The organism is Coleofasciculus sp., from assembly GCF_046565525.1.
GTDB lineage: Bacteria > Cyanobacteriota > Cyanobacteriia > Cyanobacteriales > Coleofasciculaceae > Coleofasciculus.
Map to the genome: position 1 here is coordinate 1 of NZ_JBKHUP010000080.1, position 24,955 is coordinate 24,955.

Below are 24,955 nucleotides of genomic sequence, written 5' to 3' on the forward strand. Positions count from 1 at the left end.
TAAGACTTAAGCTGGTCAGAATGGCTTGTTAGATTTCTCTTTCAAGCCTCATGCCTTTAGGCTGAGGTTCCTGACGCCTGATTCGCGATCGCCTGTTTCTGCTACTATTCCACCAAATCCTTTGGGGTTGGGGATTCTAGCCGTTTACAACTTAACTCAATTTTAGTAATTCTTTCCTTCTCCCCTATCCCTGCCTACATTGTCACTGTATCACAAAATCCACAAGTACTTCAAGAAACCTAACTCGAAATCCAATCAATGCAGCGAACAAGATATAGCGTATTTTTTTCAGTGGCATCCCTAATCAAACACCATATCTACAAGTCCGTCAAGAGTAAGTCGGTGAGAATGTTCATCCAGGGGGATTCGTGGCAAAATGACGGTCAGTAGTCACTAGCGTCAAAACCTGCCCAGATGCAAAGGATTTGTGCAACATTGATGAAAGACTTGTCCAGGCTAGGAACAGAGGAGCTATTATCGTGAGACTAGTGATTCTGGGAGGTCCAGGGTCAGGGAAAAGCACACAGGCGCGACAGTTGTGTCGCCATTTGGGGATCGTGGAGATTTCCAGTGGTAACATTTTGCGTCGTGCGATCGCATCTCAAACCGATTTAGGTCGAAAGGCGCAACCCTACGTCGAGAAGGGAGAATTAGTCCCTGATGAAATCCTGATCGAATTCATGCGCCAGCGCCTGCTACAACCTGACACGGCGAAAGGTTGGGTGCTAGAAGGGTATCCCCGTACTGCTTTCCAAGCCGAGGAATTAGATTTTCTCCTGGAGGAGTTAAATCAACAGCTAGATTGGGCGATTTACTTAACCGTACCCGAATCCGTGATGATGACTCGTTCCGTGGAGCGATCGCAAAACTATGCTAAAGATAGCACCACATCAGCCAAGTCTCGTCTGGATGACCATCCCGAAATTGTCCCGCGCCGCATCGAGTTATTCTACGAGCGCACAGTCCCCATCCTGGAGTACTATGACTATCGTCAAAAGCTGTTGACGATAAACGGCGACCAACCGCCAGAGCAAGTTCAGCCGAATATCTTGCACAAACTTGCACTGGACAATTAACGTTTTTTGACTAAACCCCGTTCTGACTCAGAAGTACTACCATGTCTTGGCAACGTCCTGATCATCGCCAACCTAACCAACTCCGTCCCATCAGTTTTGTCCCTGGATTCACTAAATTTGCATCAGCTTCTGTCTTAACCAAGTGCGGTGATACCCAGGTATTATGTAATGTCACCATTCAGCCGGGAATCCCTCGATTTCTGGAAGGAACAGGGAGTGGTTGGTTAACCGCCGAGTATCGGATGCTTCCTGGCGCCACACCCCAACGCCAAACCCGTGAATTACTCAAACTATCCGGTCGAACTCAAGAAATTCAACGACTGATTGGACGCTCTTTAAGAGCGGCTGTAGATTTAACCGCCTTGGGTGAACGCACGGTGATGGTGGATGCGGATGTCCTGCAAGCCGATGCGGGAACCCGTACCGCTTCAATTACTGGGGGATACGTCGCCCTGGCTGAGGCTTTGGATAAATTAGTCCAAGCTGGAGAATTAGAGCGCTCGCCAATCCGTCACCAAATCGCGGCGGTTTCGGTGGGATTGTTGGAGGGTGAACCATTTTTAGATTTGAACTACCAAGAAGATGTCGCCGCGCAAACGGATTTCAATATTATCATGAACGACGAATTGAATATTATTGAAATTCAAGGAACGGCGGAAGAAGAAAGCTTTAGTCGGACTCAGCTTAATCAATTAATTGATATGGCAGAAATAGGCATTAAGGAGTTGTTAGATGCTCAACGTCACGCCCTGAGCTAATCGGGATTTTCAGTTGTTAGTATGAAACAAGGGATTGGGTATGTGGTATAGCTGGATGACAAGGGGCAACTTTTGCCAAACTAATATGTAATAGATGTAATCATTACCCAAACAGTCATGACTCAGAGTCCTATCGCTGATTTACTACCGCCACCTTTTCCAGACCATACTCAACTTCCTGAGTCTGATGGTACATTTGTGAAGAATTTTCAAGAACACCCTCAAAGCCTAATCCTAACCGATTCAATTGGAGCAGTTTTACAACGACTGCATCCTGATGGACAATACGCCATTGGACAAGATTGTGGGATCTACTGGCGAGAAACTGATCCACCTGAACAAGGAGCTGAAGCACCAGATTGGTTTTATGTCCCCAATGTTCCGCCCAAGTTAGGCGGAAAAATCCGTCGTTCCTATGTGTTGTGGCGGGAATTTATCGCACCCTTAATCGCACTGGAGTTTGCTTCAGGGGATGGTTCCCAGGAACGCGATCGCACGCCACTATCGTTCTCAAATCAAGCCCAAACAACGAAACCAGGGAAGTTTTGGGTCTATGAAAGGATTATGCGAATTCCCTATTATGGTATCTACGAAATCAATCAGGAAAGGTTGGAAGTGTATCACCTCGTCAATGGGTTTTATGAACCCTTAAAAGCGAATGAACGGCGTCATTATGCGATCGCGCCGTTGGGAGTAGAGTTGGGACTATGGGAAGGATGCTATCAAAATCAAACTCAATGCTGGTTACGCTGGTGGGATGCACAAGGAAATCTCTTGCTAATTGGTGATGAACGCGCCCAGCACGAACATCAGGCGCGACGGGATGCAATCCCTCGGTTGTTGGATATGGGGTTGAGTGTGGAACAAGTGGCGGAGGCGCTGGGGTTTGAGGTGCAGGAAGTGAGAGCGATTTCTCAAAGGTAAATAGGTGGGAAAATTTAAAGTTAATCTCCAACAGTTTGTTCGATCCACTGGATATGCTGCATCAATAATTGAGTTAAGTCATAACGTTCCAGAATCGTTTTGCGGGCTTGAACTCGCAGCGCCGCCATACTATCAGGATGATTCAGCACCTCTTCCACCCGTTCAGAAATGTTTTGGGGCGAAAAAAAGTCGGCTAATAAACCATTCACGCCATCCTGAATGACCTCAGTTACAGGTGCTGTATTCGACGCAACAACTAAACACCCTGTTGATAAGGATTCCAGCATTGACCAGGATAAAACAAAGGGACGGGTTAAATAAATATGAACCGCAGAGGCTTGTAACACTTGCAGATAATCTGGATAGGGAAGTAAGCCTGTAAAATGTACACGGTTGAGATCCAATGGAAAATTTTCCAGCATGACATCCTTATAGGTTTTGCCATCCGGAAGCGATTTACCATAGGCGACACGGTTTTCGCCCACGATAACCGCATGACAATGGGGGCGTTTTTCTTGCAGTAAGGCAATGGTTTCTATCAACTGGGGAAAGCCGCGATAGGGTTCCATTCCTCTGGCGACATAGGTGATAAGTTCTTCGACGTGAGATAGGTCTAAATTTAACCGAGGGAGGACTAATTTGTGTCCCGGTTTCGGTTGAAAAAAGTTGGTGTCAATCCCATCATGGTGTACCGTAATTTTATCCCGATACTCTGGGGGAAACTGTTGGTGCTGCCAATGGGTGGGGGAGAGTCCGCGATCGCAACTGTACAAATCAATCAGAATCGGCGCATTTTTGATCCGAATCCGGGCTTCATCGTCGGCGTTGAGGGGTTCTGCTGGATCGAAGTCGGCGTCTGAACCATGAGCGTGATAAAACCACTCGAAATAGCATAATAGTTTCGCCTTGGGGAAACTGTCTTTGATAAAGAAGGTAGGACCCCAACCGGAATGACCGTAAACCACATCGGGGATAAACCCTTGGGCTTTAAGTTGTTCACACAGGCGATAAACGCCTTGCCCTTGTAGCACCGCATTTTCCAAAGGGCGGACGTAGTGATGGGTTTCTGGACGGGCTTGGCGCGATGGTGTATAGATTGCCTTGGCAACACCGGGTAATTGACCCTCTTTGCGGGTTGTACCAAAGACAACTTGGTGACGCGGGTTTTGTGCCAAGATAACGGCGAGGTGGCGGAATTGGGCGGGAAAATTGGAATGCAAAAATAAGATTCGCATCAGGTGATTTTTCGTAGTCTTGGATACGGTTTTTCTCGGATGACTCTTTCCTCGACAACTGGGTGATCTCCTGATCAATTATCACCGATTGGGGATTCCTAGAGAGTATAGTCTATCGGTGATAATTGAAACTTTTCTTAGGAGTGGGTTTAGATGAGAGATTTGTTGCTTTACAGAACGTTACGGGCAAAAAAACTCTGAGAATTATTCTCAATTAGCAACGATTTTGCGTTGGTTCAGCGATTTGGTAAAATTAATACTTGTGGCTTAGTGTATTTATTTTAAAATTAATTCGGATCACCAGTCGCTGAAATGCCTGATTTAGCGAGAATGCTGCGCTAAATTAGCACATATAGGCGCAAAAAAACGTAGAGGTTAGATGCATGTATTTTTGTAAAAAATAGAATCTTTTTTTGACGATTTTTAATTAATACAGTAAGCTTAGGTCGCTTTTCAGGTAACTGAGGTACACAGATTCTGCTATACGCCGCGTGAGGTATAGTGAAAATAAACCTCTGAAGGAGAAGGTGAATGCCAACCAAGAGTACTCTTCAAGATACACTGAAAGCAAAATACGGCATTAATAAAAACATTACCCAATCCCTGTCTGCGGTAGAGTGTGAGGAGTTATTGACCCTGCTACAAGGTCAACCTAGCGCCATGAAGCTGGTTGAGTCATTCATTGCCAAAAATGAAGAACTTAGCCAAAATAATCGTAATTTTGGTCAGCAGCGGAGTCAGGCACAGAAAAAGCTCAAATCTCTTCAGGTAGAGCATGAAAAGTTAGAAAAGGATATCGCCACGCTAGAGAAGTCGAATACGTCCCTAGTCACTCACAGGGATCAGCTTTCCCAGGAACAGGAAAAACTCGAAGCACAGATTAAGCAGTTATCGGATCAGAAAAAGATATTATCCGGTAAAGTGCAGAGTCTAACTACTCACAATGATGAGTTACACCAAAGTCGCACATTTAGCGGTATGGGCTATCGTGAAGTCCAGCAATCAAATTCAATTCGTCGGAATAAGTTGCCGAAAACTGAAGTTGAAGTGATTGATTACAGTCAAACTTCTCGTTTTTCGGCAAAAAACAGGCAATCTCGCAACAAATATCGCTAAATCAAGTCTGAATCAGATAGACCATGAACCTCGATGATAAAGTTTGTGGTAGTCGATTTGCTGATGTGGGTGGGAGAACCATCGATCACAAACTTCCGCGATCGCAATACCCATGGCTGTCCTTAGACTTTGGAAATCTGTGGGTAATCTGCCGTAGCTGCAATCGGGAAAAAGGTGAAATGCACTGGTACGAGTACGAACACTATATATTTATCCACTATCCTGATCGCTATCAAGATATCCAACTATTTCGACCCAGGCAATTGCTGAAATCGCTGAAGGCAAATCAATAAAGTCAGCACATTACACCGTTAGGCTTCAATGATGACTCCTAAATTGCCGCGTTTTCGCACCAATCGACAAGCCGTTGCGCCACTAGAACGCTAAAATCATGAATATAATAGATCCAAGTGTAATTAGTTTAAACTTGACTAAGTTGATGGCGATGATTCCTATTAATAAAGCCAAACAGCAATTGCAAGATTTGATCGATGCTGTGAGTCAATCCCATGAGCCAATTGTGATTACTTCAGGAAGTAGCAATGCGATTTTACTGTCTGAAGCCGATTGGTTAGCAATTCAGGAAACGCTGTATCTACTTTCGATACCGGGAATGCGGGAATCAATTCGTGCTGGTTTGGCAACTCCGCTTGAAGAATGTGATCAGGAGTTGGAGTGGTGACTTGGCAACTTGTCTACACGAAACAGGCTCAGAAGGATGCCAAGAAGCTATCTCAAAGTAATTTACGAGACAAAGCTCAAGCACTACTCGATATCATTGAAATTAACCCATTTCAGAATCCCCCACCTTACGAAAAGCTAGTGGGTGATTTATCTGGTGCTTACTCGCGGCGTATCAATATCCAGCATCGTCTCGTGTATCAAGTGATTGAGTCAGAGAATACCGTAAAGATTCTGCGGATGTGGACTCATTATGAGTAATGTTTTGTAACACGAGCGCAACGAGAAGCTAAGGAGACAATACTAGCCCCAAGATAAATAAGAGCAAACCGCCTATCCAAACGAGAAGAGGTTTGGTTTGTCGTGTCCGTTTCCTTCTCGCGTAGTAGACAATATATCCAGGAATAACGAGGCAAAGCAATCCGTCAAGAGCAGAATAACGAAAGGCTTGCACGAGGATGTAGACTTGGGCAGAAAAAGAAGTTATCAACCCTGCCAAGCTCATGAACTGTGCTAGTTTTGCCATTTCTTTACTCGCTGCTAACGTGTCAGGTTGCCAAAATTTTTGATAGGTGATTATTCAAGAGAGTTTATCTGAGATCGTCTCCTTGTCAATGGGAAACATTGAGGAATTTCGCGAAATTTTAAGAATGATTGCAATAAACAACCACAAAGTTGTTTTAGTTTTAGGCTGAATCCCAGTCAGTAAGCAGGTTTGGGCGATTTTTCCGCCATGACCATCCGAGTCACTACCTACTCACGAAATGCTTAAAGTCTGAGACAATCAGAAGCGACTTGAAAATATAAACTCATCAATAACACTGCCCATTCGTCCTCAATCGGGCTTTGTGCAACAAATACAAGGGAGAAACTCGGTATGAAATTGGCTTACTGGATGTATGCAGGTCCGGCTCACATTGGCACTCTCCGCGTTGCCAGTTCCTTTAAGAATGTCCACGCGATCATGCATGCACCACTGGGCGATGATTATTTCAACGTGATGCGATCGATGCTAGAACGGGAGCGAGACTACACCCCAGTAACCGCCAGCATCGTAGATCGACACGTTTTGGCACGGGGTTCTCAGGAAAAAGTGGTGGATAATATCATCCGCAAGGATAAGGAAGTCACCCCAGATCTGATTGTATTGACCCCCACCTGCACCTCCAGCATTCTCCAAGAAGATTTGGCTAACTTCGTCGAACGCGCTCAACTTGAAGCGAACGGTGATGTGATGCTGGCAGATGTGAACCACTACCGGGTGAATGAACTACAAGCCGCCGATCGCACTCTGGAACAAATAGTCCAGTATTATCTGAACAAGGCGAAGAAGAAAGGGGAATTACCGGAGGGTAAGACTCAAAAGCCTTCGGTGAACATCATTGGTATTTCCACCCTCGGCTTCCACAACCAGCACGACTGCACTGAATTAAAGCGGTTAATGGCTGACTTGGGGATTGAAGTGAACGAGGTGATCCCAGAAGGCGCATCAGTTCACAATCTGAAAAATTTGCCTCGCGCTTGGTTTAACCTCGTACCCTATCGGGAAATCGGTATGATGGCGGCGCGTTACCTGGAAGCCGAGTTCGATATGCCTTATGTGGATATCACACCGATGGGGGTTGTGGAAACAGCACGGTGTATCCGTAAGATGCAGCAGGTACTCAACCAGCAAGGCGCTGATGTGGATTACGAGGAGTATATTAATAATCAGACGCTGTATGTGTCCCAAGCGGCTTGGTTCTCCCGTTCCATTGACTGTCAGAATTTAACCGGGAAGAAAGCCGTTGTCTTTGGTGACAATACCCACGCGGCGGCGATGACCAAGATTTTGGCACGGGAGATGGGGATTCATGTAGTGCTAGCGGGGACTTATTGCAAGTATGATGCAGACTGGTTCAAGGAACAGGTGAGCGAATACTGTGATCAGATCCTAATTAGTGAGGATAACGGCGAAATTGGCGATGCGATCGCGCGGATTGAACCCTCGGCTATTTTTGGCACTCAGATGGAACGCCATGTGGGTAAGCGGTTAGATATTCCCTGTGGTGTGATTGCTGCACCGATTCACATCCAAGACTTCCCCATTGGTTATAAACCATTCATGGGTTACGAGGGGACAAATCAAATGGCTGATTTAGTGTACAATTCCTTTACCTTGGGAATGGAAGATCACCTGTTGGAAATCTTCGGTGGTCATGATACAAAGGAAGTGATTACTAAAGGGATTTCCGCTGGTTCTGATTTGAATTGGAATAAAGAAGCGCAAACTGAATTGAATAAGGTTCCAGGTTTCGTGCGCGGTAAAGTGAAGCGGAATACAGAGAAATTTGCGCGGGAGCGAGGGTTTAGTGAAATTACCCTTGAGGTGATGTACGCCGCTAAGGAATCTGTCGGCGCTTAGAGAAAGGACTTCGCGATCGCACACCTTGTAGTAGCATGAGAGTGTTTCCTGGCTGGGGACACTCTCATTGGTATAGAAGTAGGGGTTGGCTGAAAATGACACAGGGTAATTCTGAGCAAGGTAAACTGTATACAAGATTTATTTCCAATCTGAAAAGAATTCAGTATTTTGGCTATTTCCTTGTTGTTGCTTTCAGTCTAATTTTTTTGTTTGGGACGGGATTTTTTCAGGTTCGCACGGCTGGAGCAAACATCCTTGCTGTAGTCTTCCCCTTACTGGTGGTGGTGTTGCAAGGTATAATCGGCTGCTTAACCGTCTACGTTATCACCCAAGCTCTGATCGCGATCGTTGACCTTCTCAGTCGCATTGAACTGAATACGAGGTCTAAATAGCAGCAAGAATCCTTGATGATTCTTATCGGAGGAGTAGAAGACGTTAGTGGAACATCTCTAAGCTGGTCAATTGAGTATTTTCCAATAAAATGGAATTGGTTTCAACCCAAGGAACCCAAAGCTTGCATTCGTCTAAAGACGACTGTATAAAAGTTTTAGTCCATTTTAATGGACTTTAGCTATAAGCCAAGAACTTGAGTTCTTGGCGGGTGTCGGGGCTTACTGACAAAGGTACAAGATATCAGTTTTAAGGAATAGAAGAAAAGCTATTTACAAGTGCAGATCTGTAAGATTAAAAGCGATAATGAACGTCAACTATTGGTAGTGAGCAAACGTATTCACGTTACAATTACCGACTATATTTATGAAAGTTTAGAGCAATGGGCAGACAACCAAGGCAGACCCAGAGCAAGTTTAGCTGCCTTTTTGATTGAGGTGGCTGTACTAGAAGCTCAAAAAACCGGACAGATACCACCCAAGCCAGAAAAACCAGATAAAGGCAGATAAGAAGGATGATTTATGTCAATTCAGCGCCAATGGATAACTAACAATCGCATATCCTGGTTTTTGGGTCGAGTGTTGTGCTGTTTGAGTTTGGGACTGACTATCGCCTGTCAAGCAGAACCTCCCTCTGGGGTGAATTCTCTGGGAACGTCTGCTGAATCTGTAACTTCCTCCAGTTCCACCGAACCAGCCACTCCGACTAACTCATCGTCAACGGATAGCCAAAATACTTATAAAAACGAGTCTTTGGGTATCAGTTTCGAGTATCCAGAGGGATTTGTTGTTGATGATACCAGCGAACAGTCAGATACTGAGTCTGAAGTGAGGCGGGGAACCGTAGAGGTATGGACGCAGGCGGATTATCAGGCGATGCAGACGAATGAATTTGAAGGTACGGAATTGCCAGCCAACGTTAGCCTTTGGGTTTATGAGAATCCCAATCGCCTCTCGTTACAAGAGTGGGTAAAAAGCCGTTCTGACTATTTTGTCTCCCCAGAGAATTATAAAGAGCAACAGGTAGCCAATCAAGACGCGATCGCATTCGAGTCTACAGGGTTGTACGAGTTCGAGAATATCGTGTTTCCCAGTGGCGATGGTCAAGATATTATTGTGATTAGTTTGGCTAAAGGAACTGGCAATGAGGCGGTGTATCGACAGGCGTTTGAGCGAATTCGGGGAACGTTGCAACTCTTGCAGTAGTAGGATTATGTTCTGTGGGTTCGAGTTCTTACTTTTCAGGGTATGTGGCGCAACGAAGGGATATAATTTTTGAGCTTGTAGGGGCGGGTTTCACTACTATCGTTTCACTTGCACCCATAAGTAACTAAACCCGCCCCGACGAAGGTTTCTAGACTTCAGGTGAAAAGTCAGGTTCGAGCCGGTGCGATCGCACCGGCTTGTAGTAGGGAACCTTAGCCCTATATTCTGTTGGGTTTTCTGGCGTCAACCCAACCTACAACCTCTTCCACAATTTTAGCTGTGCCATGCCAATAGCGTAACGCACCAACTTACTCATTCACCCCCCAATTGACTCAAACGCTTGATAATTTTCAAAACGCTGTAGAGTTCATTTCCTCGATTATCAATCACAAACTCATCTGATAACGCATACTTCGGCGTTGCTTCTCGAACTAACTTGACAAACCTAAAATTGACGCCATTGGTAATCATACCAAACGTGGGGGTTTCCGGGTTGGGAGCAGCTAGTATATAAGTCAGAATTTGGGCTAAACCTTCTTCGATAGAGAAAGCCGTTTGCTTGGATTCGATAACCGTAACCCAGAAATTTTGTCTCAGAACCAGGATATCAATTCTACCTTCGATAATAACCGTCTCATCCTCTGCTCGAATCTCCAAGGATTTTTCCGCTTTGATGTGAAAGGGAGACAGATATAAACCCGAAATAAATAAAAGCGGACTGACAATTGTTAATTTAACAACATTTTCTAACAACGGCGGATATTCGACTAAATTAAAATATCCCTCCTGCACCCGGTCGAGTTCTTGTTTCTCTATATCCGTTAGTTCGGGGAGATTGGTTTGCCATTCCCCAAAAAACTGGTCATCCCGAATGCGCTGAAGACCAAAGTTGTCAATTAGGTAGCGTAAATCTATTCTTTGGGCTTTTAGAGTTTCAACCATAATACTTCATTTTTTATCACATTGGTATAGCAATAGCAGTTAGCTCTAGCACGTCTGACTAGCAAATTTTACCTCAATCCTTGTTCACGCAAGACTTGATCCACCCAAGCTGCATCAGCTTGTGATAGAGAAGGTTTTAGTTCTGTGTGATAATTGATCGCCAGATCATAACTGCCTTGATCATAGAGACGATGCAGCAACTCTTGTAAATTAATCAGGGGTTCTGTATCTTCTGGTTTTAAGGGTAACGGAAATACAGGAATTTCTTGTTGCAGGTTGAACCCATATAAATCAGCTTGGGGACGTTCAGATGAGCGACTGACGAGAATCCGATAATGGCTAGTGATAGCTTGCCCATTCATTGGTAGGGCTTTTCCTTGACAAAGTAAGTCAATTTCAATTAAATGGGTGCGGCTATCTAATAGTTTTTGCCGTTTGCTTTCGTACTTTATCCGACCTTCTCCAGCACGCTTATTCTTAGAGGAAATAATTTCAATGACAGTAATCACATCTCCCGTTTCCACTTGACGCACTTCTAAATACCATTCCCGGACTGTTTCAGTCATCGGAAGAGTAACTTTCTGGGGTTTTACCGCAGGAGTAGCGACAGCAATATTAGCTGAATTTTGCTCAGGGGTTGGAGTGGTTCGAGAAGGTTGCACAACTACATCATCAGGGATTCCAACTAACAGCGAATCCTCCCCCTTTGCTTCGTAAACTCTTTCCTCAATCGCTACCCTATACTGGGGACGGAGTTGCGGGTTCAGGGTTTGGGCGATTAGAAGTGTCAGCCATTTGTGAACCTGTGACCAGATTTCTGGTTGTTCCAAATAGGGGTTCATTCCAGGAAAAGGTGAGGTCATGAGATTGCTGGAGTGTGAGGCTATATAATAGCTTAGCGTTAAGGCGTGATTATTACCTAGATTTTCTACTGAATCAAGATTACCGCTTCTTGCGCCTTCGCATTAAGCGCTTTCTTTAACTCTCGCCCCACCTTATTAATTAATTCATCAAACGCCTCCTGGTTTTCAAGCAATTGTTCCCTAAACACCTTCTCTAACTCCGGCTTCATTTGCTCACAGGTTGAGTTGATCTTATTATCATTCAACAGAAATTGACGACTCCAACTGGGAATATCTAACTTGGTCTTAATCGCTTCCTGGGTTTTGCTTCGCGTGATTTCCACACCAGCCGCCAGTACCGAAATACCATAAATGACTAAAAGGGGCCACGTCAAATGTCCAGTTAAAATCAGCGCAATAATCCCCCCAACCGTTCCCCCACCAATCACGATATTAACAATTAATAACACCGTATCCGCCAAGATAGCATCGCCAACGGAGATTTCTGGGTTAACCACATCCGGATCAATCCCTTCCTCAAATCTTAAACTGCTTCTGGGTATCTGATATTTTTGACAAATTGGGTCGGTTTCCACCGACAATTCAGGTTGAATCTTGCTGTTAAACCAAGTAATCGATTGATTTTTGACAATCTGTCGTGCGGATTCAGTGCCATTCTTCCCCAGAGAATCATTTTTAATCCACGCCTGTGCCTGCTGCTTCATCCGAGTTTCTAAGTCACCTAACGTCCTAATTTTATTCATGCGCCAGTCTTGCAAACTGGGTTTAACCGCGTTGTCAATTAACCCCTGGGATAATGGTTTAATTAACAGTTCAATTAACTCAGGAATATGTCGTTCAATAATCGATTTGAGTTTCTGAGAATCAAACCGTTGATCCACTTCTTTTTTAAACGCTTCCGCCCGTAAATCCCAGCGTCCGACTCGTGCTAACCCTAGGGCGATACACCGTTCCGGTTCGGGATCTGGACGCACTTGGGTAGCAGGTTCGGGGAAAATTTCTTCACAAATTTGACGGGTAAAGTGCATCCGCGATGCACCCCCTGTCATGAGTAAAACCTTTGGAGTTATCCCTTGTTCAACCAGGGTTTTTTTTGCCTCAATCATTGACTCCCGAAATGATTCAATCCAACTTTTCCCATCCAATTCCGTTAACGGTTGATTCAATATCTCCGTCATCACAGATTTATTGACTTGGGGAATAAAATAAATCTGTTCGTTAATCGATTCAAAACCACGGGCAAAGGATTGGGGATGGCTGTAGACTTGTTCGTTAGAAAAATAATCTTCCTTGGCTTTACGGCTAGCCAATAGACAACGGGCTTTATGATGGGGATATTCCTCAAACACCCATTTTAATAATGCGGTATCTTCATAGTTCGCCACGGTTCGCTCAAAAATTGCTTTGTCAATTAGGAAAGCTCCTAACGTATTACTCCCAAAATCTAGGGGAATTTCATGTAAACTCTTGACTAACGTAAAATCGGTTGTGGAAGACCCAATATCAATAATCAGTACCGCCGATTTGAGCTTGTCATAATCCAGCTTCCCCGCTTCCTTTGCCTGCATAAACGCCGCCCGTGATTCTGGAACCACGCTGAGTCGGGTAATTCCAGCAGCTTTACAGATGGTTTGATACTCTTGGCGATCGCGCTTTGACCATCCCGATGGACAACCCACGAAAAAATGACTCTTTTCTTCCCCTTCCAGTTGTTTGCTTTTTTGCAAAAGATTGTAGTAAGTTTCCAGAAAATGACGAATAGTCTTGCGGTAATTTAGATCGGCATTTGGTTTTTGTTTAAAGGCAATGTCGAGTTGGGTTACACCCACTTGAATTAACGCTTGCTCCCCCACCAAATAACCTAAATCAGGATGCCAGCCTAGGGCGGTGACTTGAACTTTCTTATTATTCACCTCCAGCATTTCTGGGGGATCAATACTCTCCACTACCGCTTTAGCCACGGCTGTTTCACCGTGTCCTAAATCAAATCCAATGGTTTCTAAAACAGGCATATTATCGGGAAGAATAGAAGATAGGGGTGACGTGTTCAGGTTCAAAATACTCTCGGTTTGCTCAGGGTTTTGTCGGAACAATACATCATTCATAATTGATTATTTATTAAGGTTTCGGTTCAATTACCCGTCCCCGCCGCAATAAGCGATCGCCTTTCACTAAAGCCGGCGCGATTGTAATATACTCTTTAGCATTGGGGTTGATACTTGGCTCGAAGTCAAAATACTCCCGCTGACTCTTAACATCATCCGGTTGATAGAGTTTGGCTTCAATACCCTGCTCGATCAAAATTTGGGGTATAAGTTTAGTCAGTTCTAGCGCCATCTGGGGCTTTTCTAGAAAAGATGCGCCTATCAACCGTTGTAGCAGATTTAATAGTTCGGGTTGTTCCTCAATTGCATTCGCCTCTACGGTTTTCTTCCCATCTTGGGCTTGAGCAACTGCCAAATCAATGGTATTGAGAGCCTCCGCTAGGTTATCTAACAGGACTTGGCTATCGATTCGCAAGGAAAGCGCAGAGGCTGTTGATTCAAGGGCGTCTGTAGGGTTTTCTGGAGAACCTTTATCGAGTTGGGAGACAACCTCAAGCCCGACAAGCAAAGCCATCAGCAAAATATCCAGCCACGCTCCGGGCGCATCGGAACTCAAGTTGAACAGGGAATCCAAGATACCGATACAGATAAGTCCCTGGAGAACTTTGAGAATTAGGCGTTTGGGAGACAACCGTCGCCCTGTTTGATCCTCTGACTCCGGTTCTGGGGTAGTAACCCGCATCGGGTTGGTTGGATTCGCCGCCGCTAGAGTGGCGACAGACTGGCGCAGCGCATCCAGGAAAAAAGCCGCCAGACGCACCTGAGAAACGCTCAGTCCCCCAATATAAGTGCTTTCGAGAGTATTGAGTTGGTTTTGCACCAGCATCACCACCTGTTCTGGATTCGTCGTTTTATCGATCGCGCCTTGAAGTTCCTGTCGTTGTTTGCTAAAAAGCGTTAGTAGTGTGGTCATCGCCTATCTTGAGACTGTAGCACTGCTTCTAAGTGATAACCTATAGCAGTTCTTAGTTGTGTGGAATATACTCCCAAGCTTATCGTTGATGGTTCATCCTGCGTAAATCTCTGGCTTTGAACGATATTGTAGAGACGTTGCATGCAACGTCTCTACAATCAGAACCGAACAAAAGGTTATGAGAAAGGAGTGAATTTACTGGCGACGCCGTGACTGTTGTTTCTTGAAGATAGCGCCAAATCCTAAAGCCAAACCGGAACCCAGAATGGTGAGGGGTTCGGGAACAGCACGGAAAGCATGGTTATCAGTTTCCAGGGCAATACTAACATCTGAACCTGTTTCACTGAGTACAACTTTGTTAAACAATTGTCCATCAGAATTTGAACTTAAGAAACAACGACAGAATCACGACGCTTATCAGAATGGCGGATATGTTCCATCACCCAGAACCACCCTCCTCGCAGTAAACTAGCCATCGTTTGCGGGGAAAGACTTGCCCAGACATTAATCCCCGCACAGATACAAGCTAAGGCTAACAAGATGAACGTGGGCGCCATCACTACCCCAATCATCCACCATGTCCAAACATGGAGTACCATCACCCCAGCCGGAATATAGGCAAGTACAGCCGCTAGTCGCACCTGACGTTGAGAGCGCTGGAGTCCCGTCAAAATCATCGTCTGCAACGTAAGCAGTAAGTTAAGGGGAACTAACCCCGCACAAATCGCCACACAATGGGCGCGGGAGAATTCAAGTAAAAAAGTGAGATCAAACATGGAAATATTGCAATAAGTACTTATACTAGTTTATCCTGCTAGCCCTGGAGATACCTGTCCAGAAAGGATGACTAATACAACCAAGTCATAAGGCTTCTACAATCCAACATCCAAAAAAATGGAATAAACCAAAGCACAGTTGTACAATATGACGGTTGTATTGGGCGTATGCAGGCATTGATCGAGCGCTATACCTTGCCTGAAATGGGCGAACTCTGGACGGATACCTATAAATTCAAAACCTGGCTTCAGGTGGAAATTGCAGTTTGTGAGGCAAAAGCGGAATTGGGTGAGATTCCGGCGGATGCGGTTGAGGAAATTAAGGCGAAGGCAAATTTTGATGTCGATCGCATCTTGGAAATTGAGGCTCAAGTCCGTCATGATATGATCGCGTTTCTGACGAATGTGAATGAGTATGTGGGGGATGTGGGGCGCTACATCCACTTGGGATTAACCAGTTCTGATGTTTTAGATACCGCTTTAGCACTACAACTGGTTGCTAGTCTGAATCTGATTGTGGAATGCTTGGAGCAACTGATTCAAGCGATCCGCTATCAGGCGCAACAACATCGCTACACCGTGATGATTGGGCGATCGCATGGGATTCATGCTGAACCGATTACCTTTGGCTTTAAGCTAGCTGGGTGGTTGGCGGAAGTATTGCGACACCGCGATCGCTTGGTGAATTTGCGCCAACATATTGCCGTGGGTAAGATTTCTGGTGCGGTGGGAACCTACGCCAATACTGACCCTCGTGTGGAAGCGATCGCAACTCAGAAGTTGGGACTTGATCCGGATATGGCATCAACCCAGGTTATTTCACGCGATCGTCATGGTGAATTTGTCCAGCAGTTGGCGCTCTTAGGCGCTTCCCTGGAACGCTTTGCGGTAGAAATTCGCAACTTACAACGCACCGATGTCTTGGAAGTTGAAGAATTTTTTGCCAAAGGACAAAAAGGATCTTCGGCAATGCCTCATAAGCGTAACCCGATTCGTTCCGAACGCCTAAGCGGGATGGCGCGGATTCTTCGGGGTCATGCTGTCGCCGCGCTGGAGAATATAGCACTATGGCACGAACGGGATATTTCTCACTCCTCTGTGGAACGGGTTATCCTGCCAGATACTTGCATTTTGACCCACTTTATGATTCATGAAATGACTCATTTAGTCAAAAACTTATTGGTGTACCCGGAAAACATGAAGCGGAATCTCAATCGCTATGGGGGTGTCATCTTTAGTCAACGAGTCATGTTAACTCTCGTCGAAAAGGGAACCAGTCGAGAAGACGCCTACAGTATTGTTCAGTCTTGCGCTCATCAGGCATGGAATCAACCTGGGGGAAATTTTCGGGAACTCATCGCCCAAGATTCTCGTGTTCAGAGTCAGCTAACACCGGATGAAATTGAGGACTGTTTTAATCCCCAACATCATTTTCGGCATCTCGACGAGATTTATCAACGCTTGGGAATTTAATGTTCCAGACGTGTCATTATTCGTCTGTAGGGGCGGGTTTCACTACTATCGTTTCTTACTTCACAAAAGATGTAAATAAACCCGCCCTCTTGGACAAATGACAAAAGCTATGACTGAAAACATCGAAGGTGCGATCGCGTTACACTGAGAATCTGGATTAATCCTCGGTCAATAGTCCTGCCGAGGCAATCTAAGGTTATCCAATACTTCATCTAATCTTTCCTTAAATGCAGTAAGACTAGGCATATCTATAATTTGGCTAATATCTAGGTTGCCTTGATCAATCTCATCATTCAGTAACTCTCTTGTTGCTGGTTTACCCAGATGCTGCTCTAACTGTTTTTTCAAGGACTTCGGCGAATCATCATTACCTGACTCATTTTCAAGGGGCTGACAATTGTGATAACGCTCACGCAATGCACACAAAATCCAAGCTTCAGACTTGGGTTTGGGAATCATTGGAACACCATTTAAAATTGCTTCAGCTTCAAAACCATTCAACACAGATTGACGTTTATCTTTCCATTCTCCTCGATCAGAGCTTGCAGTACCGTCTGCATCTCTAAACAAAACTGGTATGACTATTGTCTCAAGCTTACTACTCTCTTCCTTTGCTAATAAAGCTAAAGCTCTGGCATTTTTATAGAAATACCCTGTTTCTTTCTTGTGCTTTTTTCCTTTTCGCGAAAGAGGCTTGAGCTGACTTTTGGCTATATTAGCTAATTCCGTTTTGGAAACAATTTTATAACAGTCTATTTTAACTAAGGAGTAATGGCTACGTCGAATGACCCAATGATCAATAAACTTAGTCATGGGACCAATTTCATGCTGAGCGCCTATATCAGATGCTCCTTCTCCACTGAGTAGTAAAAACACAGCCAACGTACCTCTGACTAATTAGTTTGTTTTAGGCTACTAATTTCTTGATCCAGTTGAGTTAATAAGGTATCCTCATAAACTTCCCCTGGACCCATAACCGTTAATTTCTCTCGCATAGAAGGAATATCAAAGAGTTGCACAGCTTGTGTCGAGCCATTTTGCGTTTTGTATAGGTAAATTACACCGGCAATGGCAATATCATCTTCGAGATAATTCAAAATCATTGGACTATGGGTTGTAACCAGCACTTGCGGAGGAGATTGAACTAAGCTATCAACGATAAATTCAATGAGTTCCGGATTAATACCATTCTCTATTTCATCAAGCAACAAAAAACTTTGCTCTTTAGACAGTTGCGCCAAAATCGCCAGCATACGCAAAAACCCATCAGCTACATGGCGTGCTTCTGTCTTTAATAGAGTCTTTTTAAATTCCTCTTCAACTAGAAGTCTTTTCCAGCCAAAACGCAGTTTTTCTACATCAATTTTTTTGATTGTTGGATAAATTTTAGTCATTGTTTGTTTAATATCGTCTCGTTTGGCTTCCCCTATTTCATATAGAAAGGCTGAAAGACGTTCACCACCCAATCCTAAACTATTCGTTGCCTCTCGTGTCCGCTGTCTTAACAACTCAGGAGACAAAAGATCTAATGCATTTATTTCTTCAAAAAACTTCTTAAGTTCAAGGGTTTGTGTGGTTAATTGAGATTCTTTAATCTGTGATAGTAATGAGCCTTGATAATCAAACGTGATAGTTCCAGATAATTTGTTCTCCCGCTCTTGCTTAGTCAAAGCCCAGATATTATATTTTCCATATTCTACTTTCAGAATTAAATTATTATTCCAATCTATACGTTCAGCGGTACAACGCAATGTTGTTCGGTTAAAACTGGCAGACCATTTAACCTCAAAATTTTTATTATGGAGAAGACAAGCTTCAAAATCAATATTATTTTTTCGAGTTAATTTTGAATTAATATCAGAGGCTTCCCACTGCCGTTTTTTTAACCAATCGTCTAGATCCCCTTTAACCTGTTGAGATAAAAAGTCAAAGAATTGTAATACTGTTGATTTGCCTGAACCATTCAGTCCAACTAAACAGTTAAATTTGGCTAAAGATAAATTAAAGTCAACGAGGGATTTGAAGTTCTCAACTCTTAGGCGTGTAATTTTCATGTCTATGTATTTTTCTGACCTTAAAGAGAAGTATTCAGTTCATTTTATATTTTAGATAACCTAGTAACAACAAATGAATTTAAGGGAAAATCACGTAAAAATTCGTATACCCACTCACCTAATACTTAACGTGAATGGTACTAATTTAAGGAAAATGGCACGCTTCTTAAGGGTTTGTAGTCAGCTAGAATTTTTAGCGCTTTAGCGCAACTACGAGCCTAGCTTATGTCAGTGATATTTCTATCATGTCATAATCTGCTGTGCCACTTTTTTAATTTCTAGACTTAAAGGATGACTGGGAAAGCGGATACAAAAGACATCACCACTAGCGAGTTGAATCATTTCTTCCGATAAGGGTAAAATCCCCGCGACTTTAGCCTGATAGGTTTTCGTCATATCTTGCTCTAATGCCTTAAAATCTAGCGATTCATGGGCTTTATTCACCATCAGCAGTAACTTAGGCACTTGCAACTTCCGCGCCACATCGACGGTGACAGCCGTTCCTTGAAAATCCTGACGGTCTGGACGTAGAATAATTAACAATACGTCAGAGATAGTGATAGACAGTAGGGTTTCTTCATTCAGACCGGGGTGAGTATCAATGAAGAGATAGTCTAGCTTTAAGGCTGAAATTAAGTCCTCAAAACCGTCAATTAACATATTGACATCGTACCCTTCTCGCAAAATCCGGGTAATCTCTCCCATGCGAATACTGGAGGGAATCAAATAGAGTTTACTATTGATTTTGCGGTTTTCTCCCAGGATAGAACTGACATCATACGCCGCATCTTCAATTTGACAGCGCCCCCATAAGTAATCATTGAGGGCGTTTTTCATTTTGTTCTCATCAAAGCCGAAAAGAACGTGAATTCCTGGAGACTGGATATCGGTATCAACAATACCGACTCGATATCCAGCTTTAGCGACAGTTGCGGCTAGATTGGCTGTGGAGTTTGATTTGCCAGTGCCACCACGGAATGAGTGGATAGACACAATTTCCGACATTTTATACCTCTAGGATGTCGATTAGTTTTGACGCAACGCTAGGCTCAGGGAACCTGGTGTTTGTGTAGGGGCGGGTTTTACTACTATCGTTTCTGATTAAACCAGATGTGACTAAACCCGCCCGAACCGATTTGTGTAGGGGCGGGTTTCACTATTATCGTTTCTGATTAACTCAGATGTGACTAAACCCGCCCGAACCGATTTGTGTAGGGGCGGGTTTTACTACTATCGTTTCTGATTAACCCAGATGTGACTAAACCCGCCCCGGCTAAGTTTTGAGTTGATCTATCTTAACTCGACTCGTTCACACCTTAGTGCGATCGGTTAAAATTTCGTATCCATCTGTTGTCACTAACACAGTATGCTCAAACTGAGCAGATAGGGCATTATCGACGGTTACGGCTGTCCAACGGTCAGATAAGATACGGGTAAACTTAGAACCTGCATTAATAATGGGTTCAATTGCCAGAGTCATCCCTTCCCGTAACTTAACATTGGCCATTTGCCGAGTGCGGAAGTGAAATACAGAGGGTTCTTCGTGCAAGTTGCGTCCCACGCCATGACCTGTGAAATCTTCCACCACAGTAAAACCATTAGCGTTCACATAATCTTCGATCGCGCCCGCAATGTCAATCAGGTAGTTCCCCGCTTTCACCTGTTCGATTCCTTTGTACAGCGATGCTTCTGCGACTTCGATTAACTTAGCGGCGTTGGGTTTAACATTACCCACGGCGATGGTAATACAGGAGTCGCCATGGAAGCCTTCATAGTAAGCACCTGTGTCAACTTTCAGCACATCCCCCGCCCGAATCACCTTTTTGCGACTGGGAATTCCATGCACCACTTCGTTGTTGAGACAGGAACAGATTGAAGCGGGGAAGCCGTGGTATCCTTTAAAACTGGGGGTTGCTCCCATCTCGCGGATGCGTTTTTCCGCATAAGCATCCAAATCCGCTGTAGTCATTCCCGGTTTAACCTGTTCGGAAATTTCTTTGAGCACTGTGGCGACTATTTTAGATGCCTGCCGCATAATGGTAAGTTCAGACTCGGATTTAATTTCTATGCCCCGACGTTGTTTTTTCGGACGGGATTGCTGGGCGGGTTTGGAAAGCAGGTTACTAAGAATATTCATGTAAACGATGAAACCGAGAATGGGTGAGCTTGACTTGGAGATCCCCTTGCCTTCCCCTACACTGCGGGAAAGCCTGCTGGCAAAAGAGGGATTTTCAGGTTTCAATTCCCCGATGTTGCCGATTCAATGAGTTGATTTCGGCTGGGCAAGGGTGATCCGGCGACAAAGTTTTATCTTATCATTGATTATCCCGGCTTCAGCTTATTTGCCAGATATCGTGTTAATCAACCCTTTGAATTTGATAAACAGTCTACAACCCCACCTATAGGGACACAGCACTGGTGCCCCTACTCCAGACCCCTATCACCTCTGTGTCCTCTGTGTCTCTGTGGTTTGTCCGGGTATTCTTTAAACCCCATTGGGTTTGTCCGCGCTTTTTCTCCTGACTCAATAAATTATGGTTCAATCCTTACAAAAACCCATAACTTTCGCTGAATTCATCCACTGGAAGCCAGACAATAAACGCTATGAACTTCATGATGGAGCAATTGTTGAAATGCCCCAGCCTACCGGAGAACATGAAGACGTTGTGGGATTTTTAGCCGAAAAGCTGACATTAGAATATGTTCGCCTCAATCGTCCCTATTCTATTCCGAAAACAGCGCTGGTGAAATCAGCCTCAAGTGAATCGGCTTATTTGCCAGATATCTTATTAATCAACCGTTTGAACTTGAGCAACGAACCCTTGTGGAAAAAAGAATCGACTTTGACTCTGGGAGAATCGATCCCTTTAGTCATTGAAGTGGTTAGCCGTAATTGGCGGGATGATTACTACAAAAAATATGGAGAGTACGAAGGGATAGGAATTACTGAGTATTGGATTGTCGATTATTTGGCTCTGGGTGGTCGTAAATTTATTGGTAATCCGAAACAACCAACGATTTCTATTTATCTTTTAGTCGATGGAGAATACCAAATTAGTCAATTTCGAGGCAATGACTCTATCCAGTCGGTTGCTTTTCCAGACTTAAATTTAACTGCTGAAGAAATATTTCAGTCAGTTAGTCGCTAGTTCAAGTAGGTTGGGTAGAGCGTAAACGAAACCCAATAGGTTAACCTTAGAGTTGGGTTACTCTCATAAATAAGGAATTTCTGAATTTTTCGAGTTAGAGACTGTTTTTTCCTCGCGCCATACATCTGAACCCGTCTCAACCATGAGAACTTGCGCCACTTACTGCATCAGTCAAGAAACCTGACGTTTCACCGGAAGTCTAGAAACCTATATCGGGGCGGGTTTAGTTATATCTGGGTGCAACCGAAAAGATAGTCGTCAAACCCGCCCCTACACACAGACGCGCCTTGTCTCGAAGGTTGTGAAGGGTCAAAAATCAGGCTACCATAACCCTATTACAACCCAGCTAAGTTTAACCACATTCCTCTCAATCAAAAAACTCCGATAAAAAAGGATAAATAACCAATGACACCCGTTCAATCTCCCACGCCGAAATATAACGGCTTATACTGTCAATCTCCCGACGGGAATTCCCTAGTTTTTCCGCTCAAGCATACCGAGGTTGATGCTAAAATTGCTGGGAACCTGTCACGAGTTGAAGTTACTCAGCGATTTGAGAACCCCTTTACCCAACCGTTAGAAGCCGTTTATGTCTTCCCTTTACCCGATGAAGCCGCCGTGGATGACATGGAAATTAAAATCGGCGATCGCACGATTAAAGGAACCATTAAAAAACGCGAAGAAGCCCAACAGATTTACGAACAAGCCAAACAAGAAGGGCGCACAGCCGGATTACTCGAACAAGAACGCGATAATATCTTTACCCAATCCCTCGCCAATATCAAACCCGGTGAACAAATTGATGTCACGATTCGCTACACCAATAGCTTGAACTTTGAACAAGGGGACTATGAATTCGTCTTCCCCATGGTAGTGGGACCCCGATATATTCCGGGTACAGCTATTGATGATAGTGGCGATACCGATGAAGTCCCTGATGCATCGCGGATTACGCCGCCAATCGTACCAGAAGGAATGCGTTCTGCAGATGATATCGGCGTTACGGTGGAAATTGATGCAGGTGTACCGATTCAAAATGTCCATTCACCCTCTCATCAGTTGCAGATAGAAACTCAGGAAGAAATTATCCGGGTACAACTGCGCGGTGATGATACCATTCCCAATAAAGACTTAATCTTGAGATATCAAGTCGCCGGAGACAATACCCAAGCTACCGTCTTAACCCAATCTGATCAACGTGGCGGACATTTTGCCCTTTATTTTATCCCCGCCTTAGACTATCGCCCTGATGAAATTGTCCCCAAGGATATGGTGTTTCTCATGGACACATCCGGTTCCCAACAAGGCGCACCCTTGCACAAATGTCAAGAACTCATGCGACGCTTTATTAATGGGTTAAATCCTAACGATACATTCACGATTCTTGACTTTTCCCATACCGTCCGCCATTTATCCCAAACCCCCCTCGCCAATACACCCGAAAATCAAACATTGGCAATTAATTATATTAATCAATTACATGCCAGTGGCGCAACCGAAATGCTCAGTGGGATTCGGGCGGCGATTAATGTTCCAGCACCAGAGGGGCGGTTGCGAAGTGTGGTTTTGCTCAGCGATGGTTATATTGGCAATGAAACTCAAATTTTAGCCGAAGTGCAGCAGGAACTTAAACCCGGAAATCGTTTATATAGTTTCGGGGCGGGGAGTTCAGTTAACCGCTTTTTACTCAATCGCATTGCTGAAATTGGACGCGGAATTTGCCGGATTATTCGTCACGATGAACCGACGGAAAAAGTAGTGGAAAAGTTTTTCCGATCAATTAATAATCCCGTCTTAACGACAATTGAAATAAACTGGGAAGGGACAGGAGAATCCCCAGAGATTTACCCTACAGTCGCCCCCGATTTATTTGCCCAACAGCCTTTGGTGCTATTTGGACGAAAGCGCGATCGCATGGCGGGTGATTTACAGATCAATGGTATTGCCGCAGACGGTGAACGCTATCAAAAGACATTTCACCTCAATTTTAGCGAAACCGGAAATCAAGCAACTGCTCAATTGTGGGGGCGGGCACGGATTAAAAACTTGATGAATCAAATGGTTACTTATGAAACCAAATCTGGGGTTGAGGCAGTAACGGATACGGCGTTAACCTATCAATTATTGTGCCAATATACGGCGTTTGTTGCCGTTAGTGATGATGTGCGGGTAGAACCGGGAAGCCAATCTGTTTCCATGAATGTTCCAGTGGAAATGGCAGAGGATGTTAGTTATCGAGGTGTTTTCGGTGGAACAGGATCTCGTCGTGCACTGTCAATTCAATCACAACGACGAGCCTATTCAGCCAGGAAGCCAAATAGGGTGCTTGAAAGTGCCTCTATTTCGGATGCCTTCACAGATGAAGATGGTTTTCAGTTGATTGAAAGTTATTTTTCTTCGATGCCAGAACAAGGAAATCCAAACCAAATTTTACCGACATCTCCATCCCAAGGAACTGTAAGCAAAGGTATTAATGAAGTTCCGAAAAACTTAGGTCAAAAGCCTTCGTCTCCATCGGCGAAAAATACTCAGTTGGAAGTGGTTAGTGTCACCGGATTGGATCAAACTGAAACCCTATCTCTGACCCAATATTTGCAACGAGTGAATTTACCGTCTAATTTGAGTGGTGAAATCGTTTTCGAGTTTACTCTAAGCAAAGGGCGCGTCGGGCGGATTATGTTAGATGAGGAGGCTTCAACATTGAAAATGGTAAAAGTAATTGAGTTAATTAAGCGAAATTTGATCAAGTGGCGTCCTTCTAAAGCGGTTAATAGCACTGTGGTGTTAAGGCTACGGATTCAGTCGTAAGATTTAGCTGAATTTTCATTTTCCGTCAGCCTCAGCATCCGCCAAGAACTCAAGTTCTTGGCTTATAGCTCAAGTCCATTAAA

At 44.3% G+C, this 24,955-nt stretch carries 24 protein-coding genes and 1 pseudogene; 14 read left to right on the forward strand and 11 right to left on the reverse strand.

Translation table 11 applies throughout. The features are described 5' to 3' along the window. Positions 1-479: 479 nt before the first annotated feature. From ACLGGO_RS24920 to ACLGGO_RS24930, 3 genes are all read left to right on the forward strand, one after another. Positions 480-1,076, forward strand: coding sequence for an adenylate kinase (locus ACLGGO_RS24920; protein ID WP_446421302.1), 597 nt, complete (start codon positions 480-482; stop codon positions 1,074-1,076). 41 nt (positions 1,077-1,117) lie between these two features. Next, the gene (gene rph, locus ACLGGO_RS24925; RefSeq protein WP_446334696.1) at positions 1,118-1,834 is read left to right on the forward strand and encodes a ribonuclease PH; all 717 of its coding nucleotides are present in this window, start codon (positions 1,118-1,120) and stop codon (positions 1,832-1,834) included. A 117-nt stretch (positions 1,835-1,951) separates the two neighbouring features. Further along, positions 1,952-2,758 carry a Uma2 family endonuclease gene (locus ACLGGO_RS24930; RefSeq protein ID WP_446334697.1) on the forward strand — a complete coding sequence of 269 codons (807 nt, stop codon included), beginning with the start codon at positions 1,952-1,954 and terminating at the stop codon, positions 2,756-2,758. 20 nt (positions 2,759-2,778) lie between these two features. On the opposite strand, the gene ACLGGO_RS24935 is transcribed toward ACLGGO_RS24930, so the two are convergent. After that, on the reverse strand, positions 2,779-3,993 hold the full coding sequence (locus ACLGGO_RS24935; protein WP_446334698.1) for a glycosyltransferase family 4 protein: 1,215 nt from the start codon (positions 3,991-3,993) through the stop codon (positions 2,779-2,781). 531 nt (positions 3,994-4,524) lie between these two features. Between ACLGGO_RS24935 and ACLGGO_RS24940 the strand changes: the two genes are divergently transcribed. From ACLGGO_RS24940 to ACLGGO_RS24975, 8 genes and pseudogenes are all read left to right on the forward strand, one after another. Further along, a complete protein-coding gene (locus ACLGGO_RS24940; protein ID WP_446421303.1) occupies positions 4,525-5,109 on the forward strand; it encodes a hypothetical protein in 585 nt (194 codons plus the stop codon). A gap of 41 nt (positions 5,110-5,150) precedes the next feature. Continuing rightward, a pseudogene (locus ACLGGO_RS24945) lies at positions 5,151-5,402 on the forward strand (HNH endonuclease); the annotation flags it as partial. A gap of 152 nt (positions 5,403-5,554) precedes the next feature. Continuing rightward, positions 5,555-5,791, forward strand: coding sequence for a type II toxin-antitoxin system Phd/YefM family antitoxin (locus tag ACLGGO_RS24950; protein WP_446334759.1), 237 nt, complete (start codon positions 5,555-5,557; stop codon positions 5,789-5,791). Continuing rightward, positions 5,788-6,051, forward strand: a complete 264-nt coding sequence (locus ACLGGO_RS24955) for a Txe/YoeB family addiction module toxin (protein ID WP_446334701.1) — start codon at positions 5,788-5,790, stop codon at positions 6,049-6,051. Before ACLGGO_RS24950 ends, ACLGGO_RS24955 begins: the two co-directional genes overlap by 4 nt. A gap of 616 nt (positions 6,052-6,667) precedes the next feature. Then, on the forward strand, positions 6,668-8,194 hold the full coding sequence (gene bchB / locus ACLGGO_RS24960) for a ferredoxin:protochlorophyllide reductase (ATP-dependent) subunit B (protein WP_446421304.1): 1,527 nt from the start codon (positions 6,668-6,670) through the stop codon (positions 8,192-8,194). 95 nt (positions 8,195-8,289) lie between these two features. Further along, positions 8,290-8,586 (forward strand): hypothetical protein, encoded by a 297-nt coding sequence (locus ACLGGO_RS24965; protein ID WP_446421305.1) that lies wholly within the window; start codon positions 8,290-8,292, stop codon positions 8,584-8,586. 276 nt (positions 8,587-8,862) lie between these two features. Further along, a complete protein-coding gene (locus tag ACLGGO_RS24970; protein ID WP_446421306.1) occupies positions 8,863-9,093 on the forward strand; it encodes a ribbon-helix-helix domain-containing protein in 231 nt (76 codons plus the stop codon). 12 nt (positions 9,094-9,105) lie between these two features. After that, positions 9,106-9,789 carry a hypothetical protein gene (locus ACLGGO_RS24975; protein WP_446421307.1) on the forward strand — a complete coding sequence of 228 codons (684 nt, stop codon included), beginning with the start codon at positions 9,106-9,108 and terminating at the stop codon, positions 9,787-9,789. A 312-nt stretch (positions 9,790-10,101) separates the two neighbouring features. On the opposite strand, the gene ACLGGO_RS24980 is transcribed toward ACLGGO_RS24975, so the two are convergent. From ACLGGO_RS24980 to ACLGGO_RS25005, 6 genes are all read right to left on the reverse strand, one after another. Further along, a complete protein-coding gene (locus ACLGGO_RS24980) occupies positions 10,102-10,731 on the reverse strand; it encodes a type I restriction endonuclease (RefSeq protein ID WP_446421308.1) in 630 nt (209 codons plus the stop codon). Between the two features lie 68 nt (positions 10,732-10,799). Next, positions 10,800-11,594 carry a DUF4058 family protein gene (locus ACLGGO_RS24985; RefSeq protein ID WP_446421309.1) on the reverse strand — a complete coding sequence of 265 codons (795 nt, stop codon included), beginning with the start codon at positions 11,592-11,594 and terminating at the stop codon, positions 10,800-10,802. A 65-nt stretch (positions 11,595-11,659) separates the two neighbouring features. Further along, the gene (locus ACLGGO_RS24990) at positions 11,660-13,606 is read right to left on the reverse strand and encodes an Hsp70 family protein (RefSeq protein ID WP_446421322.1); all 1,947 of its coding nucleotides are present in this window, start codon (positions 13,604-13,606) and stop codon (positions 11,660-11,662) included. A 106-nt stretch (positions 13,607-13,712) separates the two neighbouring features. After that, positions 13,713-14,612, reverse strand: coding sequence for a hypothetical protein (locus ACLGGO_RS24995; RefSeq protein ID WP_446334706.1), 900 nt, complete (start codon positions 14,610-14,612; stop codon positions 13,713-13,715). Positions 14,613-14,807: 195 nt separating this feature from the next. Continuing rightward, the gene (locus ACLGGO_RS25000; protein WP_446334707.1) at positions 14,808-14,978 is read right to left on the reverse strand and encodes a PEP-CTERM sorting domain-containing protein; all 171 of its coding nucleotides are present in this window, start codon (positions 14,976-14,978) and stop codon (positions 14,808-14,810) included. 20 nt (positions 14,979-14,998) lie between these two features. Next, the gene (locus ACLGGO_RS25005) at positions 14,999-15,388 is read right to left on the reverse strand and encodes a hypothetical protein (RefSeq protein ID WP_446421310.1); all 390 of its coding nucleotides are present in this window, start codon (positions 15,386-15,388) and stop codon (positions 14,999-15,001) included. A gap of 177 nt (positions 15,389-15,565) precedes the next feature. Here ACLGGO_RS25005 and purB point away from each other — a divergent pair, with 177 nt between their 5' ends. Continuing rightward, the gene (gene purB / locus ACLGGO_RS25010) at positions 15,566-16,861 is read left to right on the forward strand and encodes an adenylosuccinate lyase (protein WP_446421323.1); all 1,296 of its coding nucleotides are present in this window, start codon (positions 15,566-15,568) and stop codon (positions 16,859-16,861) included. Between the two features lie 168 nt (positions 16,862-17,029). Here purB and ACLGGO_RS25015 read toward each other — a convergent pair whose 3' ends face one another. The 4 genes from ACLGGO_RS25015 to map all read right to left on the reverse strand — a co-directional run bounded on the left by ACLGGO_RS25015 (position 17,030) and on the right by map (position 21,052). Further along, entirely contained in the window at positions 17,030-17,737 is a 708-nt protein-coding gene (locus ACLGGO_RS25015) for a hypothetical protein (protein WP_446421311.1), read from the reverse strand. A gap of 17 nt (positions 17,738-17,754) precedes the next feature. Further along, the gene (locus ACLGGO_RS25020; RefSeq protein WP_446421312.1) at positions 17,755-18,915 is read right to left on the reverse strand and encodes an AAA family ATPase; all 1,161 of its coding nucleotides are present in this window, start codon (positions 18,913-18,915) and stop codon (positions 17,755-17,757) included. Positions 18,916-19,158: 243 nt separating this feature from the next. Further along, the gene (locus ACLGGO_RS25025) at positions 19,159-19,920 is read right to left on the reverse strand and encodes a MinD/ParA family ATP-binding protein (RefSeq protein ID WP_446334709.1); all 762 of its coding nucleotides are present in this window, start codon (positions 19,918-19,920) and stop codon (positions 19,159-19,161) included. A 304-nt stretch (positions 19,921-20,224) separates the two neighbouring features. Continuing rightward, a complete protein-coding gene (gene map, locus ACLGGO_RS25030; protein WP_446421313.1) occupies positions 20,225-21,052 on the reverse strand; it encodes a type I methionyl aminopeptidase in 828 nt (275 codons plus the stop codon). A gap of 397 nt (positions 21,053-21,449) precedes the next feature. On the opposite strand from map, the gene ACLGGO_RS25035 reads away from it, so the two are divergent. Beyond that, the gene (locus ACLGGO_RS25035) at positions 21,450-22,064 is read left to right on the forward strand and encodes a Uma2 family endonuclease (RefSeq protein WP_446421314.1); all 615 of its coding nucleotides are present in this window, start codon (positions 21,450-21,452) and stop codon (positions 22,062-22,064) included. Between the two features lie 405 nt (positions 22,065-22,469). Further along, complete coding sequence (locus ACLGGO_RS25040) at positions 22,470-24,872, forward strand: VIT domain-containing protein (protein ID WP_446421315.1); 2,403 nt, start codon at positions 22,470-22,472, stop codon at positions 24,870-24,872. Positions 24,873-24,955 lie beyond the last annotated feature (83 nt).

Coding starts and splice junctions, on each gene's coding strand:
- ACLGGO_RS24930 (WP_446334697.1), top strand. CDS start 1,952: ATGACTCAGAGTCCTATCGCTGATTTACTACCGCCACCTTTTCCAGAC.
- map (WP_446421313.1), bottom strand. CDS start 21,052: ATGAATATTCTTAGTAACCTGCTTTCCAAACCCGCCCAGCAATCCCGT.
- ACLGGO_RS24975 (WP_446421307.1), top strand. CDS start 9,106: ATGTCAATTCAGCGCCAATGGATAACTAACAATCGCATATCCTGGTTT.
- ACLGGO_RS25025 (WP_446334709.1), bottom strand. CDS start 19,920: ATGTCGGAAATTGTGTCTATCCACTCATTCCGTGGTGGCACTGGCAAA.
- ACLGGO_RS24980 (WP_446421308.1), bottom strand. CDS start 10,731: ATGGTTGAAACTCTAAAAGCCCAAAGAATAGATTTACGCTACCTAATT.
- ACLGGO_RS24935 (WP_446334698.1), bottom strand. CDS start 3,993: ATGCGAATCTTATTTTTGCATTCCAATTTTCCCGCCCAATTCCGCCAC.
- bchB (WP_446421304.1), top strand. CDS start 6,668: ATGAAATTGGCTTACTGGATGTATGCAGGTCCGGCTCACATTGGCACT.
- rph (WP_446334696.1), top strand. CDS start 1,118: ATGTCTTGGCAACGTCCTGATCATCGCCAACCTAACCAACTCCGTCCC.
- ACLGGO_RS24940 (WP_446421303.1), top strand. CDS start 4,525: ATGCCAACCAAGAGTACTCTTCAAGATACACTGAAAGCAAAATACGGC.
- ACLGGO_RS25035 (WP_446421314.1), top strand. CDS start 21,450: ATGGTTCAATCCTTACAAAAACCCATAACTTTCGCTGAATTCATCCAC.
- ACLGGO_RS25005 (WP_446421310.1), bottom strand. CDS start 15,388: ATGTTTGATCTCACTTTTTTACTTGAATTCTCCCGCGCCCATTGTGTG.
- ACLGGO_RS25040 (WP_446421315.1), top strand. CDS start 22,470: ATGACACCCGTTCAATCTCCCACGCCGAAATATAACGGCTTATACTGT.
- ACLGGO_RS24965 (WP_446421305.1), top strand. CDS start 8,290: ATGACACAGGGTAATTCTGAGCAAGGTAAACTGTATACAAGATTTATT.
- ACLGGO_RS24995 (WP_446334706.1), bottom strand. CDS start 14,612: ATGACCACACTACTAACGCTTTTTAGCAAACAACGACAGGAACTTCAA.
- ACLGGO_RS24950 (WP_446334759.1), top strand. CDS start 5,555: ATGATTCCTATTAATAAAGCCAAACAGCAATTGCAAGATTTGATCGAT.
- ACLGGO_RS24985 (WP_446421309.1), bottom strand. CDS start 11,594: ATGACCTCACCTTTTCCTGGAATGAACCCCTATTTGGAACAACCAGAA.
- ACLGGO_RS25020 (WP_446421312.1), bottom strand. CDS start 18,915: ATGAAAATTACACGCCTAAGAGTTGAGAACTTCAAATCCCTCGTTGAC.
- ACLGGO_RS24990 (WP_446421322.1), bottom strand. CDS start 13,606: ATGCCTGTTTTAGAAACCATTGGATTTGATTTAGGACACGGTGAAACA.